Origin of the sequence: Desulfovibrio sp. JY (assembly GCA_021730285.1) — a bacterium.
Lineage (GTDB): Bacteria > Desulfobacterota > Desulfovibrionia > Desulfovibrionales > Desulfovibrionaceae > Solidesulfovibrio.
The window spans coordinates 2596914-2612962 of the sequence record CP082962.1 but is presented as its reverse complement, the minus strand read 5'-3'; the positions used below and the strand labels follow the sequence as shown (position 1 = coordinate 2612962).

Sequence of the window (16049 nt, the reverse complement as noted above, 5' to 3'; positions counted from 1 at the left end):
TACCCCAACAACATGGCGGACCCATGGCCCAAATCGACGCGTTTTTTCAGATGCTCAAGGAAACCGGCGCTTCGGACCTGCACCTCTCGAGCGGCGCCCAGCCGGTGCTGCGCATAAACGGCCGGCTCGAGCGCATCAAATACAAGGTGCTCGAAAACGAGGAATTAAAGACCCTGCTCTACGAGATCGCCCCCGAACGGCTGGTCAAGGCCTACGAGGAGACGGGCGACCTCGACTTCGCCTACGCCTCGCCCGGCATCGGACGGTTCCGGGCCAACTACTTCCGCCAGGAGCGCGGCGTGGCGGCCTCGTTTCGGGCCATCCCCGAGACCGTGCCCACGCTTGCCGACCTGGGGCTGCCCGACATCCTGGCCGAGCTGGCCATGCGGCCCAAGGGACTGGTGCTGGTCACCGGCCCCACGGGTTCGGGCAAATCCACCACGCTTGCCGCCATGGTGCGCCACGCCGCCGAGAACCGGCGCGACCACATCATCACCATCGAGGACCCCATCGAATTCGTGCACGCCCCGGCCGCGGCCCTCGTCAACCAGCGCGAAGTGGGGCGCGACACCAAAAGCTTCGCCGCCGCCCTGCGCGGGGCCTTGCGCGAGGACCCGGACATCATCCTGGTCGGCGAAATGCGCGACATGGAAACCATCGAGCTGGCCCTGGAGGCGGCCGAGACCGGCCATCTGGTGCTCTCGACCCTGCACACCGTGTCCGCCGCCAAGACCATCGACCGCATCATCGACGTCTTTCCCGGCGACCGGCAGGCGCAAATCCGCTCGGCCCTGTCCGAATCCCTGGTGGCCGTGATCTCCCAGGTGCTGTTCAGGCGCGCCGACGCCCCGGGCCGGGTGCTGGCCCAGGAAATCCTTCTGGCCAACACGGCCGTGCGCAACCTCATCCGGGAAAACAAGGTGTTCCAGCTCTACTCGGTCATGGAGACGGGCAGGAAGCAGGGCATGCGCACCCTGGACGAGGCCATGCTCGAACTGCTGGCCGCCGGGCGCATCGACGGCCTCGACGCCTGGAGAAACGCGGTCAACAAGACGCGGTTCGCCGACATGGCCCCCAAAACAGCGGCCCGGGAGGCCTGACCACCATGCCCCGCCGCCTGCTCAACGCCGTTGTCGGCGCGGCCCTGGGCCAAGCCCCGGCCGCCTCGGACTACATGTTCACCGCCCGCTCCCCGGCCGGAGCGCTCCTCGACGGCGTGTTCACCCCGCTTGCCCTGCCGCAGCTCGCCGGCCCCCTGGCCCCGGCCCAGACCGAAGCCCTGGTGCGGGGGCTTGTGGGCACGGACGCCCGGCTCATAGCCGACCTGCGCGCCCGGGGCGGCTGCGACGTGGCCTACCGCCACCCGACCGGCGTGCGCTTCCGGGTCAACGCCTACCGGGCCGGGGACAGCCTGGGCCTGGTGCTGCGCCGACTGCCGGACGCGCCGCCGGCCCTGGCCGCCCTGGGGCTGCCGCCGGTCTTTTCGCGCATGACTTCCCTCGCCGAGGGGCTGGTGCTGGTGGTCGGGGCCACGGGCTCGGGCAAATCCACCACGCTGGCCGCCCTGACCGCCGCCATCCTGGCCACACGGGCGGTACACGTGGTCAGCCTGGAAGACCCGGTGGAAAACCTCTTTTCCCCGGGGCGCGGCGTGGTCAGCCAGCGGGAGCTGGGCACGGATTTCCCCGATTTCGCCGATGGCATCCGCTCGGCCCTGCGCCAGGCCCCCCACGTGATCCTCGTCGGCGAGGCCCGCGACCGGGAGACCGTGGACGCGGCCCTTGGCGCGGCCGAAACCGGGCATCTGGTCCTCACCACCCTGCACACGGCCGACTGCGCCGGCGCGGTGGAGCGGCTGCTGGCCTTTTTCGGCCCCAGCGAACAGACGCTGGCCCGGCAACGCCTGGCCGCGAGCCTGCGCTACGTGGCCGCCCAACGGCTGCTGCCGCGCGTCGGCGGCGGACGGACCGTATCCGTGGAAGTGCTGGCCGCGACGCTACGCACCCGGGACCGCATCCGCTCGCCCAAGGAACAGGGGATGGGATTTGCCGACATCCTGGAACAGGGCGAGCCTTACGGCATGGTCACCTTCGACGCCTCCACGGCGGCCCTGTATGCCGCCGGGACCATCACCGAGGAGACGGCGCTGGCCCGCGCCTCGGATCGGGCCGCGCTGGCCCGCGCCCTGGATGCGGTCAAGGCCGGACGCGGCCTGCCCGTCTCCTCCATCACCGGCCTTTCCCTGGACGCGCCGCCGCCGGAGCCCCCCGAAACGGAGAAGCCGTCATGACCGGCGCGACCGTCATCACCTGCCCCTGCGGCAACCACACGCTGACGCTTGCCCCGGACAAACCGCCGGTCGGCGGCCGGGCGGCCTTTACCTGTCCGGCCTGCGGCACGCGCCGCAGCTTCACCCGCACCACTTCCGGCGCGGTCTTCGACGCACCGGCCGGGCCGGCTCCCGGGGCCTCCGCGCCCACGCCGCCCGAACCGGCGGCAGCCGGGACGCCCCTGCCCGATCCCCGGCGCGTCCCCCCGGGCGCGCGTGTGGTCATCGCCGCCCTGGGTGACGGGCCCTGGCGGCAGGCCCTGGACGCGGCCTTTGCCGCCCCCGCCTGGCATGTGCTCGATGCCGCGCCCGAGCCGGACCAGAACCGGGCCGATGTGGCCGGCCTGCTTCCGGCCGTGGTCGTGGCCCTGGACGGGCCGGCCGCCCGGGAGCTGCTGCCGGCCGTGGCCACGCTCACCGGCCGGCAGCGGGAAGGCCTCGCCCTCTTCCTGGTCGGCGACTTCGCCGAGGGCGACGCGGCCACCGCCTTTGCCGCCGGCGCGGACGCCGTCTTCGACCGCCGCGTCACCGAAAACATCGCGGGCAGGCTGGCCGCCGCCTGGGAGCGCCGCAGCGCCCTGCCCTCCCTTTTTACCGCTCCTTAAGGACGCCTTATGGACCGTATCGCGGCCCTGCTCGTGCACCCCGACCCCGAAGTCCGCACGGCCCTGCGCCAGGGGCTGGCGGAAGCGGATTTCATCCGGGTGCTCGGCGAGGCCGTGGACGCTTACGAAGCGTCCGAGTTGTTGCGGGCCATTCCCTACGGGCTTCTTTTCTGCGGCGTGGACCTGCCGGGCGAGGTGGGCGGCTTCGAGCTGGCCCAGGCGCTGACAGCTGCCAAGCGCCAGCCCGGGCTGGTCTTTATCGCCACGGACGAATCCCGGGCCTTCGCGGCCTTCGAACTCGGCGCGGCCGACTATCTGCTGTGGCCCTTTTCCCCCGGGCGCATCGCCCGGACCCTGGAGCGGCTTTCCCGCTACAAGCCGGCCTTTCGCGAGGCCCCGCCGCCCCAATGGCGGCCCGCCGCCGCTCCGGCCGCCCTGGACGACGACCCCGAAGGCGAACAGACCGTGCAGCTCGCCCTGGAGGGCGAGGAGGAGGACCGCTTCCTCTCGGCCCTGCGCCAGGCCTGGGACACGGGCTCCGAACGGCCGGTGGACATCGAAAAACTCCCCATCACCTTCGACGGCCGCACCATCCTCATGCCCTATACCCAGATTCTTTTCATCGAGGCCTACGAGGACTATTCCTTCGTCCACACCGCCACAAAGAAGCTTCTGACCTCGTATCGCCTCAAAAACCTCGAGGAACGGCTGCGACCCCACCGCTTTTTCCGGGTGCACCGCAAATACCTCGTCAACCTGGACCAGGTGACGGAGATCGCCACCATGCCCGGCGGCAACTTCATGCTGCGCACCGCCGGCAAGACGCGCATCGAACTGCCCATCGGCCGCCGCCGCATCGGCGAGCTCAAGCAGATTCTCGGCTTGTAAGGGGAAACGCGTTTTGCCGCCAAGGAGGATACCGATGCCGACGACCGCGAACCTCGACGCACTGCTTACGGAAGAGCGCGTGTTCCGGCCGGCCCCGTCCACGGTCATCGAAGCCAACGTCAAGCCGGCCGAGCTGGCCGAGGCCTACCGGCTGGCGGCATCCGACCACCAGGGCTACTGGGAGCAGGCGGCCCTCGAACTCGAATGGCACCGCAAATGGGACGCCGTGCTCGACGATTCCCAGGCCCCGGCCTACCGCTGGTTCCCCGGGGCCCGCACCAATATCGTGCACAACGCCCTGGACCGCCACGTCCATATCTGGACCAAGAACAAGCTGGCGCTCATCTGGGAGGGGGAGGCCGGGGACTGCCGCAAATTCACCTATTTCGAGCTTTACCGCGAGGTCAACCGGCTGGCCGGGGCGCTTCGGGCGCTTGGCGTCGGGCGCGGCGACCGGGTGTGCCTGTACATGCCGCCCATCCCCGAAACCGTGATCGCCATGCTGGCCACGGCCAAGATCGGGGCCGCCCACGTCTTCGTCTTCGCCGGCTACGCGGCCAAGTTTCTGCGCGAACGCCTGAGCGACGCCGGGGCCAAAGTGCTCGTCACGGCCGACGGCTTCTACCGTGGCGGCAAGCTGATAAACCTCAAGGCCGTGGTGGACGAGGCCCTGGCCGACGCCAGGCCGGACGTGGCCGAGACGGTGGTGGTCGTGCGCCGCACCGGCGACGACATCGACATGCAGGAGCCCCGGGACCTCTATTACCACGACCTGCTGCGCCAGGAATCGCCCGAGGCGGCGACCGAAATCATGGAAGCCGGGGAACCGCTTTTCTGGCTGCCCACCTCCGGGGCCACGGGCAAGCCCAAGTCCGTGGTGCACAGCCACGGCGGCTACATGGTCGGCGCGCACCACACCTTCCGCACCGTCTTCGACGTCAAGCCGACCGACATCCACTTCTGCACCGCCGACCCGGGCTGGATCACCGGCCATACCTACGGCGTCTACGGACCGTTCCTGACCGGGGCCACGGTCATCCTCTACGAAGGCCACCCCCTCTACCCCCAGGCCGACCGCCTGCCGGCCATCATCGAGCGCTACGGGGCCACCATCTTCTACGCCACGCCGACCCTTGTCCGCATGCTCATGCGCTACGGGCCGCAGTATCCCAAGAAACGCGACCTCTCGACGCTGCGCCTGCTCGGCAGCGTGGGCGAGCCCCTCGGTCCCGACGCCTGGATGTGGCTTTACAAGCACATCGGCCGCTCCAACTGCCCGGTCCTCGACACCTGGTGGCAGACCGAAACGGGCATGGCCATGCTCTCGCCCATGCCGATTTCCCTGCTCAAGCCCGGTTCCGTGGGCAAGGCCCTGCCCGGCGTCGCGGCCGACGTGGTGGACCAGGACGGCCGGTCCGTGCCTCCCGGCCAGGGCGGTTTTCTGGTCCTCAAAAAACCCTGGCCCGGCATGCTCACCGGCCTGGCCGGCGACGAGGCCGGTTACGCCGACGCCTACTGGAACAAGATCCCAGGCGTCTATTTCGCCGGCGACGTGGCCCGGCGCGACGAGGACGGCTATTTCTGGATCCAGGGCCGGGCCGACGACGTGCTCAACATCGCCGGGCACCGCATCGGCACGGCCGAGGTGGAGGCGGCGCTCACGTCCCACCGCTTCGTCATCGAGGCGGCGGTGATCGGACTGCCGGACAAAATCAAGGGCGAGGTGGCCAAGGCCTTCGTGGTGCCCTCCCCCCAGTGGCAGGAGGCCTACGCCGACGCCGACGCCTTCGCCTCGGATCTGCGCGCCCACGTGCGCCGCGAACTCGGCCCCATCGTCATCGTGCGGGCGGTCGCGCTACGCGAATCCCTGCCCCGCACGCAAAGCGGCAAGATCCTGCGGCGCATGCTGCGGGAGGAGGAGGAAGCCGGGGGGAAACTTTTCTGAAGAAAAGTTTCCCCCCGGACCCCCTTTCAAAAGACTTTTAATGGTGACGGTGTGTTATCGATAGCAATGCATCAAGTTATAAAATTTAGGAAAGGGAGAGCGCGAGAGGGGACAACCCTTTTTAAAGGGTTTCCCCTCTCGCACATTCCCCTTGAGGTAAAAATATCGTGACCGTAGTTGTGCCGGTGGCGTCGGAGGTTTCCATGCGCACGGTTCCGCCGTGGGCTTCGGCGATGAGCCGCGCGGAGTAGGTTCCGAGTCCGGTGCCGTCCCGTTTGCCCGAGGTGGCGTACTTCGTGAAAAAGCATCCCCGCATGTCCGCCGGCACCACGCCCTGGTTGGTCACGGTTATAGCGGCCGGATCGCCGGGGCGCAGGTCGACCGTGACCACACCCTCCTCGGGCGAGGCTTCCAGCGCGTTTTTCAGGCAATTGGCCAGCATGGTGTAGAAAAGGAGCCGCTCGGCCGTGAGCCTGACCGGCATTTTGCCGTCGTCCGGCCGCCCGACGACGGTCAGGGCCAGCACGTTGCGCTTGTACCCGGCAAAGGTCGCCATCTCCGCGAAAAGACGCCGCACCACCGCCGCCGCGTCCATGGATTCGGCCCGCAGCACATACGCCCCGCGCTCCATCTTGAACAGGTCCAGGGACTGGTTGATCATGGACAGCATCTTGAGGCCGCTTTCCTCGATCAGATGCACGAACATGGCCTGGGTGTCGCTGAGATTCCCCTCGTTCAGGATAAGCGGCGGCAGGCCGATGATGCCGGTCAGCGGCGCCTTGAGGTCGTGGCGCATGATGCGGTCCACGTCCTCGCGCAACTTGGCCGCCTCGGTCAGGGCCGCGTTTTGTCGGGCCAGCGTCTCCCTGGCCGCGCGCAGTTCCAGGTGGTTTTTGACCCGTGCCCGCACCACGGCCGGGCTGGCCGGCTTGACGATGTAGTCCACGGCGCCGAGCGAGAGTCCGTAGGCCTCGTCCTCGGGGGCGAACTTGGCGGTGACGAAGATGATCGGGATTTCGGCCGTGGCCGGATCGGCCTTCAAGCGGCGGCAGACCTCGTAGCCGTCCATGTCGGGCATGACGACGTCGAGCAGGATGATGTCCGGAGGAAGGCGCCTGGCCAGGTCCAGGGCGTCCGCCCCCCGGGTGGCCACGCGGATGTCGTGCCCGTCGCGCAGAAATTCGGCCAGGATGCGGATATTGGCCGGCACGTCGTCCACGATGAGCACGAACGGCCGTTTGTCGCTATCGGGCATAGGTTTCGGGTCCCTCGAACAGGCCCTTACATCTCGAATTCCCGCTGAATTTTCTCGACGCTGGCGAAATCGCCCAGAAAAACATCCAATACGCGCGGATCGAAATGGCTGCCCCGGCCGGCCCGCATGATCTCCAGGGATTTCTCGTTGGAGAAGGCTTCCTTGTAGGGCCGTTTGCTGGTCAGGGCGTCGAAGACGTCGGCCACGGCGCAGATGCGGCCGTAAAGGGGGATGTCATCGCCGACGAGGCCCTTGGGGTAGCCCGAACCGTCCCACTTCTCGTGATGGGACAGGGCGATGATCTCGCCCACGCGCAAGAGCTCGAAATTGGACTCGCCCAGGATGCGCGAACCGAAGATGGTGTGCTTTTGCATCACCACCCACTCCTCGGGCGTGAGCTTGGCCGGTTTCAAAAGGATGCTGTCGGGGATGCCGATCTTGCCGATGTCGTGCATGGGGCTGGCCTGCCAAATCAGGTCGACCTCGGCGTCGGGCAGGTCCAGCTTGCCGGCGAGCAAGGCGCAGTAGCGGCTCATGCGCTGGATGTGGTCGGCGGTCTCCTCGTCCTTGAATTCGGCGGCGGAGGCCAGGCGGTGGATGGTCTCCAGGTGGGCCGAGAGGATGGTGCGCTGGGATTCCTTGACGTTTTCCAGGGCCATCTTGAGGGCCGAGGTGCGCACGGCCACCATTTCCTCGAGTTCGGCCTGGTAGCGCTTCACCTCGTCCTGGGACTCCTTCATCTTTAAAAGCGAACCCACGCGCACCCGCAGCTCGGTCAGGTCGATGGGCTTGGAGATGAAGTCGTTGGCGCCGGCCTCCACGGCCTTGAGCCGATCCTGCTTGCTGGTGAGCGCCGTGACCATGATGATGGGCAAATCAGCCACTTCCGGGATTTCCCGAATCTTTTTGGCCACGGTGAAGCCGTCGGTTTCGGGCATCATGACGTCGAGCAGCACCAGATCGATGCTCGAGTCCAGGTACTGGAGCGCCTCGGTGAACGATTCCGTGAGGACCGGTTCATGGCCGAGATTGCGCAACAGCCCGCCTATCACCCGAAGGTTGATGCGTTCATCGTCAATAGCCAAAATACGCTTGGGGCTGTTCAAATTGCACCAGCCTTTGCCCGTCATGGTTCTCGAAACGTGGATCGTGCCGCGATATTTTCCGTTTTCCCTATTATGCTATCGCTTCCCGAAGGGTCAAGTCGCCCTGCCTCTTCCGCAAAAGGCCCTGCGTGGGAGGCCGTCGCGAAAAACGTCCCCGGGCGTTGTCGCGGCAATAAAAAAAGAGCCTTTTCGACCCGATCCGGCGTTCGTCCTGTTGCTTGGCCGCTTGCGCTCGTGTTACGGCTATTCTTGTCGGCCGCTTACAGGAAGGAGACACTCCCTATCGGACAGTGCATGCATTCAAGGACCTTCGCCGCCCTTTGGGCCGTTTTCGCCTTCATGGCCGTCTGCGCCGGCGTCCGGCAGACCGCGTATGCCGCGCCCCGCGCGGCCCAGAGCGGTCTGGTCTACGTGGTGCGCTACACCGGCGACGCCGATCCCCGCGTCATCGAGCTTTTAAAGCAGGTGTCCAAGGCGGAAAGCCTGATCCAGAGCCCGCCCGATTCGGCCCTGCTCCTCGAACGCCGTGCCGGCGAGGACAAGGCGGCCTTTGCCAAGGTCTTTCAGTCCGAAGGCTATTTCGCCGCCGCCATCACCGTCAGCCTCGACCAGACCGTTTCGCCGGCGGTCCTGACCTACGCCATCAAGGCCGGGCCGCGCTTCACCCTCGCCAAGGTGACCCTTGTCGTGCCGCCCGACCATCCGGGCCGGGACGCCGCGCTGCCGACGCCGGAGCAGATCGGCCTGCCCGTGCCCGAACCGTTTCTGGCCAAGGCCGTGGTCGACGCCGAGGGCAAGATCACCGATATCCTGCACCGGCAGGCCCGCCCCTACGCCAAGATCGGCCACCGCAAGGTCACGGCCAATTTCGCCAACCATGACGTGACCGTGGTCTGGACCATCGATCCGGGGCCCCGGGCGACCTTCGGCCCGCTGCGCTTTTCCGGACTGACCTCGATCAAGGCGGCCTACCTCGCCGCCCAGATACCCTGGAAGGAAGGCCAGCCCTACGACGCGGACCTCGTGGCCCGCTATCGCAAAAAACTCGTCGGCCTCGACCTGTTCGCCATGGTCCAGGTGGAGCCGGCGGAGGCGCTCGACGCCTCGGGCCAGGCCCCCATCCAGGTCAAGGTGATCGAACGCAAGCATCGCACCGTCAAAGGCGGCGTCAATTACAAAACCGACGAAGGCCCCGGAGCGAACCTCAGCTGGGAAAACCGCAACCTCTTCGGCGGCGGCGAAAAGCTCTCCGTGGCGGCCACCGGCTCGGCCATCGAGCAACTCGGCGAAATCACTTTTGAAAAGCCCGACTTCCTGGCCCCCAAGAACCTGTTTACGGCCAAGGGCAAGGTGGCCGACGAAAACAAGAAGGCCTACAAGGGCCAAACCGCCCAGACCACGGCCATGGTGCGCCGCCATTTCACCGACACCCTCACCGCCGGGGCGGGACTCGGCTACCGCGCCTCCTACATCGAGAAGGACGAATCGCACCCCTGGGAGGACGGCACTCGCTACGGTTTCATCTTCCTGCCGACCGAGGCCACCTACGACACGCGCAAGGACCTGCTCGACCCGCAGCAGGGCGTCCTGGCAAGCCTGGCCTGTTCCCCCTACTGGGGCACCATCGACCACGGCCCGAACTTCGTCCGCCCGGAATTTTCCGTGGCCAGCTATTTCAAACTGCTCGAAAAACCGGGACTGGTCCTGGCCACCCGGGTCATCGGCGGCGCCAACATCGGGGCCGAGCGCAACGACGTCTCCCCGGACCTGCGCTTTTACGCCGGCGGCTCCGGCTCCATCCGGGGCTATCCCTACCAGACCGTGGGACCGCTGCGGGGCAATACCCCCGTGGGCGGCGGATCGCTTTTCACCTTTTCGGCGGAACTTCGCTGGCGCGTCACCGAGCTGATCGGGGTGGTTCCCTTCCTCGACGGCGGTTCCGCCTTCAAAAACGCCCTGGCCCCCTACAACCAGCCGATCCTGCTCGGGGCGGGGCTGGGGATTCGCGTGTACACCCCGGTCGGCCCCGTGCGCCTGGATGTGGCCACACCGGTGACCCCGCGCAAGGATATCGACGACATTGCCCAATTCTACTTCAGCATCGGACAATCCTTCTAAAGGAAACGCCGCCCCGCCGCGCTATCCCCGGCCCCGCCGCCGCTTCTGGCGCTGGCTGGGACTTGGTCTGGCCGCTTGTTGCACCCTGCTGCTTCTCGCCTGGGGGCTGCTTCTGACCCCGCTCGGGCTCAACCTTGCCGCCCGGGTGGCCGAGCAGGGCATACGCGCCGGATCGGGACTCGACGCCCGCATCGAAAACGTCTCGGGCACGCTGCCCTTCTCCTTGAACGTGGGGCGGTTCGCCCTGGCCGACAAGAAAGGCACCTGGCTTGTGGTGGCCGACGCGCGCCTGTCCTGGTCGCCGCTGGCGTTACTGCGCGGCCGGGTGGTCATAAACGAGATCGCGGCCGGCACCGTGCGGGTGCGCCGCGCCCCGGACCTGCCGCCAGCGCCCCAGGCGCCGGCCATGGAGTGGCCGCCGCGCTTTCCCCGGCTGCCGCCCATCCTCGTGGACAGACTCGCCGTGGGCCGGCTCATCCTGGACAAGGAGCTGGCCGGCCAGGACGCCGTCATCCGCATCGACGGCCGGCTGGCCGAATCCGGGGCCGGGGCCGTCGGGCTGGCGCTTGCGGCCACGCGCCTGGACGGGGACAAGCCGCTTTCGGTCAAGCTGGCCGGTTCGCTCAACTACGCCGACTGGAAGCTGGCGGCCAAGGCGTCCCTGGCCGACGCGCCCGGCGGGCTGCTCGCCGCCGCCCTGGCCGGTCCGGATGGCGGAGGGCTGGCCGTGAACCTGACCGGCGACGGCCCGCTCGACGCCTGGAAGGGCACGCTGACGGCCGCGCTTGGCGGCAAGGAATTTCTGACCGCCGACCTGGGCCTCGGCGTGCCCCTGCGAAAGGACGCCCTGGCCGCCTTTTCCGTGCGCCTGATCGCCGCGCCGCCGTCGGGACTCCTTCCCGAGGCCGCCGCCAAACTGGTCGGCGACCATCCGGACCTCTCCCTCGCCGGCCGCGTCGGCATCGTCAGCGACGATCTGTTTCTCGACGCACTGACCGCCCATGTGGCCGCCGGCAGCCTCACGGCCAAGGCCGGCCTGGACGCGACCGGCAAAAAGATGACGGGAACGGCCACGGTCCTCCTGCCGGACGCGAGCGCCCTCGATCCCTCCCTGGCCGGCAACGCGGCGGTCACCATCGACGCCAGCGGGCCGCTCAACCGGCCGAAGCTCACCGCGCGCCTGACCTTAAGCGGCTTCACGGCCGGCCCGACATCCCTCAAGGCGGCCACGATCAACGCCACGGCCGATCCGGCCGGCGACCTGGACGGGCCCTTCCCCGGGGCGGGGCTCACCGTGACCGGCAACCTGGACGGGCTGGCCGGGCCCGAGGGCACTACGCTGCTGGGCGACGCCTTGCGCCTCACCGCGACGGCCGACCTTGCCGCCGACGGGGCCGTCACCGCCCGCGGCATCGCCCTGGAAGGCGCGGGCGGCGCGGTGCGCGCAAGCGACGTGCGCTACGCCGCGGACAAGGTCACCGGAAAACTCGCCATTTCCGTGGCCGACATCGCCGGCGCGGCCGGACTGGCCGGCTTGCGCCTGACCGGCAAACTGGCGCTGGCGGCCGACATCGCGGCCGACGCCGCCGGCAAGGGGCAGGCCGCCCTGAAACTGGACCTGACGGGGCTTGCCCCGCGCGAAGGCGCGGACGATGCCGCCAAGGCCCTGGCCGCCCTGCTCGGCGCCTCGCCCACCATCGCCGCCAAGGCCGGTTTCGCGGCTTCCGGCGCGCGCATCGAATCCCTGACGCTCAATGGCAAGGCGGTCACGCTCGCCGCTTCGGGCGACTATGACGCCGCAACCGGGGGACTCGCGGCCAAGGCCGCGCTTAAGGCCCCCGATTTGGCCGTGCTCGAACGGGCGTTGGGCGAAAAAAGCGGCGGCGCCCTGACCCTCGACCTGACCGCCGCCGGCACCGCCGCCGCCCCGCGCCTGACCGTTTCGGCCAAGGGCGAACGCCTCGTTTTCGGCGATCTGGCCCTGGCCGGACTGGAACTTGCGGCCACGGGCAACGATCTGGCCGCCGCGCCGACCGGCACGGTGTCGCTTTCCGCCCGGCGCGAGGGCGAATCGGCCCGTTTCGAGGCCGACTACGCCCTGCGCGACACGCGCCTGACCGTTTCCAAGCTGCGCCTGGCCGCCCCGGACGCCGCCTTTTCCGGGGATGCCGTCATCGACACGGCAACCGGGCGCGTCAGCGGCAAGCTCTCCGGCAAGGCGGGCAGCCTCGCCGGGCTCGGCCGTTTCGCCGGACAGCAACTCGCCGGCAGCCTGACGCTTGCCGCCACGGCCACAGCCGGCAAGAACGGACAAGGCGTCGTATGCGACCTTACCGCCGCCGGGCTGCGCCTGCCCGGCCTTGCCGTCGCCAACCTGACCGTGGCCGCCAACCTCGACGATGTCAGCGGCAATCCCCGGGGCAAGGCCGACATCGCCGCCAAGGGGCTGGCCGCCGGCGGACTCGATCTGGCCACGCTGTCCCTGGCCGGCCATGGCGACGGCCGGACGTTTTCCGCCAACCTCGACGCCAAGGGGACCATCCCGGGCGGCAAGCCGCTTACCCTGGCCACCACCATCGGCCTTGCGCCCGCGGGCAAGGGCCGCCGCATCACCGTGACCAGCCTCGGCGGGAGCCTGGACACGAAAAAATTCCGCCTGACCGCCCCGGCCACGGTGACCCTCGACGGCGCAAGCACGCGCCTCGACGCCTTGGCCCTGGCCTTCGACAAGGCGAAAATCGAGGCCTCCGCCAGCCTGTCGCCCCGGTCCGTTTCCGGCAAGGCTTCCATCACCCACCTTTCCCTGCCCATGCTGGCCTCCTTTGGCGTGGCCGGACTTGGCGGCACGGGACAGGTGGCTATTTCCCTGGCCGGCTCCGCCGCAAAGCCGGAACTCACGGCCGAGGTCACGGTCAACGACCTGTCCATGGCCTCGGAAAAGGGCTCCGGGCTGCCGACGCTCGCCGTGACCGCCAATGCGTCCGTTTCCGGCGGCAAGGCCGAGGCGCGCGCCACCGTCGGCCCGACCGGCAAGAAAGAGGCCGTCACCGTGGTGGCCGGCCTGCCCGTGCGCTTCGCCCTTTCGCCCTTCGCCTTTGACGTGCCGCCCCACGGCGCGCTTTCGGGGCGCATCACCGCCGACAGCGACCTGTCGCAGATGGCGGGACTTCTCGCCCAGGCCAACACCCGCATCGTCGGCCGCCTGACCGCCGACATGGCCATCGGCGGCACGCTGGCCGCGCCGTCGGTCACGGGCTCGATAGCCCTGGCCGCGAAAAAGCTCGAAAACGCCGACGCGGGGCTGGTGCTGCACAATCTGACCTTCCGGGCCAACGCCTCGGGCGGGACCATCGCCATCGAGCAGGCCTCCGGCCAGGACGGCCACGGCGGCAATTTCACCCTGACCGGCAGAGTCGGCATCGCGGACCCGCAAAACGGCCCCGTGGACCTGAACCTGAAGCTCAACCACCTGCGCGTGGCCGGGCTCGATCTGGCCCGGGTCACGGCAAACGGGAGCCTGGCCGTCGCCGGCACCCTGTCCCGCATGCGGGCGAGCGGAAATATCGAAATCGGCCCGGCGGACATCAACCTGCCGACCTCGCTTCCCCCGGACGTGGTGGTCATCCCCGTCACCTACGTCAACGACCCCAACGCCCCGAAGAAAAAGGCCAAACATCACGCGCCGCCGGCCGCCGCCCGCCGCATCGACCTGGACATCACGGCCGCCCTCGGCCAAGCGGTCTACGTGCGTGGACTGGGGCTGGAATCACGCTGGGAAGGCAAGGTCAAGGTCACGGGCACGGCCGCCGCGCCGGTCGTGGTCGGCAAGTATTACGTGGCCAAGGGCCGGGTGGAGCTTTTCGGCAGCAACCTGGAGATCACCAAGGGCGACGTCACCTTCACCGGCGGCAGCCCCCCGGCCCCCATTCTCGACATCCTGGCCGAAAACACCTCCGGGGACGTCACGGCCGGGGTCTCCATCACCGGCGACGCGACCAACCCGTCCATCAAGCTGGTTTCGACCCCGACACTGTCCCACGACGAGATCCTCTCGCGCATTCTGTTCGGACAGTCCGCCCGGACGCTGTCCCCGATCCAGGCGGCCCAGCTGGCCCAGGCCGCCGCCTCGCTCTACGCCGGCGGCACGCCGACCAGCGTCCTGGCCCGCACCCGGCGCATCCTCGGTCTCGACCAGCTGTCCCTGGTCTCGGGCAAGGGCACCGGCATGGCCTCCACCGTGCTCAAGGCTGGCAAGGAAATCACCAAGGGCGTGACCGTGGGCGTGGAACAAGGCATGGGCGCGCAGACCGGAGCCGTGTCCGTGGAGGTGCAGGTCACCCCCAACATCACCGTGGACAGCCGGGTCGGCGCGGACAACAAGCAGGGCGTGGGCGTCAACTGGAAGTGGGATTACTGAGCGACAGACGCGGGAACGTCTCCGTGCAGTGCGGGGACGTCCGGAAAGACTGAAATTCGAGGACGAGGACAGCGCGAGAGGGAACCCTGCCTGTGAGCGGGCTTCCCTCTCGCGCCGTTTTGGCTCTTATTTACCGGCCTTGCGCTGCTGGTCGAGTTCCTGCTTGATGCGCTCGCCGTACTTGCGGGACTGGACGATGATTTCGTCCACCTTGTCGCCGCGCAACTGCATAAGCGAGATCTTGTAGGCCCCATCGATGGGGATCATGGCGTTTTTGGGATCGGCGTACAGGGTGTTCATGGCGCTGATGACGCTGGCGGGGTCCACGCCGACATAGGAATTGAAGCAGCTGCGGAAATGCTGCTCGATCTCCTGGGGTTTGGCGCCCTTGTTGATGCTGCTCACGTCGGTGCACATGATTCGCACCGCCGTGGCCAGACCGAACATGAAGGATCGCTTCTCCTGGTCATTATAGCTGGTCCAGGCATGGGCGAAGGTTCCGCTCCCCGCCTGGGACACCGAGGAAGCCGCAAGCGCCGGAACGCGAAACGCCACAAGAACGAAAAACAACGCCAAAAGCAGGGCCTTTCTGGTCATGTCGACAATCTCCTTAAAATGGAACAAGCGGGCGACGCGCCCGGACAGATAGCGCCGTTTCTACGCCATGGCGCAACGCCCGGCAAGTCCGCGCCCTTGACAATCGCGCAACCCCGGGCATTGTGAAGGCCGCAATCCGCCAACACCGCCAAAGGAGCCTCACATGACCCGAAGCCTTTCGGCCCTGCTCGCCCTGGCCCTGATCCTGGCCCTGGCCGCGCCCGCCTGCGCCCAGAAGGCCCCCACAAAGCTCGCCGGCATCACCCTCGGCGCGGACGCCGAAAGCCTGCGCGACCGCCTCGACATCTCCCGCATGGCCCCCATCTGGAACCGGCCCTGGCTGATCCGGGCCAACCTCAAGCCGACCAAGGGCTTTAGCGCCGGCTACGTGATCCTCGGCGGCTGCGCCACCACCAACCGCGTCATGCGGGTGCGCCTGCTCTACGCCGACGGCTCCCTGGCCACCTTTGACAAGCTGACCAAGGGCATGACGACCCGCTACGGCGTGCCCACGCCGCTGCCTTCGAAAAAGGGCAGCAAATACAAAGGCTATCGCTGGGTCTTCGGCTCCAACAAAACCAAGGGCGTCGACGTGTTGCTCGAACATTTCGGCGCCGCCACCGATGACGGCCCCAAGGGCAACGTCATCCGGCTCTCGGATAACCGGGCCATGGCCGACGAAAAGGCCTGCTACGACTCCATGGTCCGGGGCGAGCCGGAACCCCAGCCGGCTTTTCCCCTGTTCACCATCGACCAGAACTGGCTTTTGCCCCAATAACGAGGCGTAGC

Annotated in this window: 11 protein-coding genes; 8 read left to right on the top strand and 3 right to left on the bottom strand. The window is 68.1% G+C overall.

Annotated features, from left to right (window positions below):
• The first annotated feature begins 23 nt into the window (after positions 1-23).
• The 5 genes from K9F62_11705 to acs are packed head-to-tail and all read left to right on the top strand — an operon-like array spanning position 24 to position 5767.
• Entirely contained in the window at positions 24-1100 is a 1077-nt protein-coding gene (locus tag K9F62_11705; GenBank protein UJX39395.1) for a type IV pilus twitching motility protein PilT, read from the top strand.
• A gap of 5 nt (positions 1101-1105) precedes the next feature.
• The gene (gene tadA / locus K9F62_11700; protein UJX39394.1) at positions 1106-2290 is read left to right on the top strand and encodes a Flp pilus assembly complex ATPase component TadA; all 1185 of its coding nucleotides are present in this window, start codon (positions 1106-1108) and stop codon (positions 2288-2290) included.
• Positions 2287-2934 (top strand): hypothetical protein, encoded by a 648-nt coding sequence (locus K9F62_11695; protein UJX39393.1) that lies wholly within the window; start codon positions 2287-2289, stop codon positions 2932-2934. Before tadA ends, K9F62_11695 begins: the two co-directional genes overlap by 4 nt.
• 9 nt (positions 2935-2943) lie before the next feature.
• Complete coding sequence (locus K9F62_11690; protein UJX39392.1) at positions 2944-3822, top strand: LytTR family DNA-binding domain-containing protein; 879 nt, start codon at positions 2944-2946, stop codon at positions 3820-3822.
• Between the two features lie 34 nt (positions 3823-3856).
• Positions 3857-5767: an acetate--CoA ligase gene (acs, locus tag K9F62_11685; GenBank protein ID UJX39391.1), complete on the top strand. Its 1911-nt coding sequence runs from the start codon at positions 3857-3859 to the stop codon at positions 5765-5767.
• A 121-nt stretch (positions 5768-5888) separates the two neighbouring features.
• On the opposite strand, the gene K9F62_11680 is transcribed toward acs, so the two are convergent.
• Both K9F62_11680 and K9F62_11675 read right to left on the bottom strand, forming a co-directional pair.
• Positions 5889-7022, bottom strand: coding sequence for a hybrid sensor histidine kinase/response regulator (locus K9F62_11680; GenBank protein ID UJX39390.1), 1134 nt, complete (start codon positions 7020-7022; stop codon positions 5889-5891).
• Between the two features lie 26 nt (positions 7023-7048).
• Complete coding sequence (locus K9F62_11675; protein UJX39389.1) at positions 7049-8152, bottom strand: response regulator; 1104 nt, start codon at positions 8150-8152, stop codon at positions 7049-7051.
• 270 nt (positions 8153-8422) lie between these two features.
• On the opposite strand from K9F62_11675, the gene K9F62_11670 reads away from it, so the two are divergent.
• Positions 8423-10246, top strand: a complete 1824-nt coding sequence (locus K9F62_11670; protein ID UJX39388.1) for an autotransporter assembly complex protein TamA — start codon at positions 8423-8425, stop codon at positions 10244-10246.
• Positions 10209-14663 (top strand): translocation/assembly module TamB domain-containing protein, encoded by a 4455-nt coding sequence (locus K9F62_11665; GenBank protein ID UJX39387.1) that lies wholly within the window; start codon positions 10209-10211, stop codon positions 14661-14663. The genes K9F62_11670 and K9F62_11665 overlap by 38 nt, the downstream gene beginning before the upstream one ends.
• Positions 14664-14789: 126 nt before the next feature.
• On the opposite strand, the gene K9F62_11660 is transcribed toward K9F62_11665, so the two are convergent.
• Positions 14790-15260: a hypothetical protein gene (locus tag K9F62_11660; GenBank protein UJX39386.1), complete on the bottom strand. Its 471-nt coding sequence runs from the start codon at positions 15258-15260 to the stop codon at positions 14790-14792.
• Positions 15261-15423: 163 nt separating this feature from the next.
• Here K9F62_11660 and K9F62_11655 point away from each other — a divergent pair, with 163 nt between their 5' ends.
• Positions 15424-16038, top strand: a complete 615-nt coding sequence (locus K9F62_11655) for a hypothetical protein (GenBank protein ID UJX39385.1) — start codon at positions 15424-15426, stop codon at positions 16036-16038.
• Positions 16039-16049 lie beyond the last annotated feature (11 nt).

Bases quoted from the DNA above. Each gene is read 5' to 3' on its own strand.
- K9F62_11655 (UJX39385.1), top strand. From the start codon at position 15,424: ATGACCCGAAGCCTTTCGGCCCTGCTCGCCCTGGCCCTGATCCTGGCC.
- K9F62_11695 (UJX39393.1), top strand. From the start codon at position 2,287: ATGACCGGCGCGACCGTCATCACCTGCCCCTGCGGCAACCACACGCTG.
- tadA (UJX39394.1), top strand. From the start codon at position 1,106: ATGCCCCGCCGCCTGCTCAACGCCGTTGTCGGCGCGGCCCTGGGCCAA.
- K9F62_11680 (UJX39390.1), bottom strand. From the start codon at position 7,022: ATGCCCGATAGCGACAAACGGCCGTTCGTGCTCATCGTGGACGACGTG.
- K9F62_11690 (UJX39392.1), top strand. From the start codon at position 2,944: ATGGACCGTATCGCGGCCCTGCTCGTGCACCCCGACCCCGAAGTCCGC.
- K9F62_11675 (UJX39389.1), bottom strand. From the start codon at position 8,152: ATGACGGGCAAAGGCTGGTGCAATTTGAACAGCCCCAAGCGTATTTTG.
- K9F62_11705 (UJX39395.1), top strand. From the start codon at position 24: ATGGCCCAAATCGACGCGTTTTTTCAGATGCTCAAGGAAACCGGCGCT.
- K9F62_11670 (UJX39388.1), top strand. From the start codon at position 8,423: ATGCATTCAAGGACCTTCGCCGCCCTTTGGGCCGTTTTCGCCTTCATG.
- K9F62_11660 (UJX39386.1), bottom strand. From the start codon at position 15,260: ATGACCAGAAAGGCCCTGCTTTTGGCGTTGTTTTTCGTTCTTGTGGCG.
- acs (UJX39391.1), top strand. From the start codon at position 3,857: ATGCCGACGACCGCGAACCTCGACGCACTGCTTACGGAAGAGCGCGTG.